Origin of the sequence: Vallitalea maricola, from assembly GCF_036985595.1 — a bacterium.
In the GTDB taxonomy this organism is placed as follows: Bacteria; Bacillota; Clostridia; order Lachnospirales; family Vallitaleaceae; genus Vallitalea; species Vallitalea maricola.
Window position 1 is genome coordinate 1 of the sequence record NZ_BTPU01000358.1, and the last position, 237, is coordinate 237.

The 237-nt window shown below is 29.5% G+C and carries 1 pseudogene; it reads left to right on the forward strand.

Annotation, left to right across the window (positions count from 1 at the left end):
• Positions 1–202: pseudogene (locus AACQ14_RS24340) on the forward strand (topoisomerase); the annotation flags it as partial.
• Positions 203–237 lie beyond the last annotated feature (35 nt).

The window sequence follows — 237 nt, forward strand, 5'->3', positions numbered from 1 at the left end:
TGGCGAAGGAGACAAAAAAATGTTCATATGCAATAATTGCGGTTTCAAAGAAAAGCTGAATTCATGGAACAAGAGAAAAGAATCCAAATCTAATCAAATGAATAAAAAACAAGTAAAGAATTATATGAACAAGATGAAAAAAGATGCTGAGAAACCATTGAATAATGCTTTTGCAGATTCATTATCAAAATTTAAGTTTTAAAATAGGGGCTGTCTTACAGCCCCTATTTTAAAACT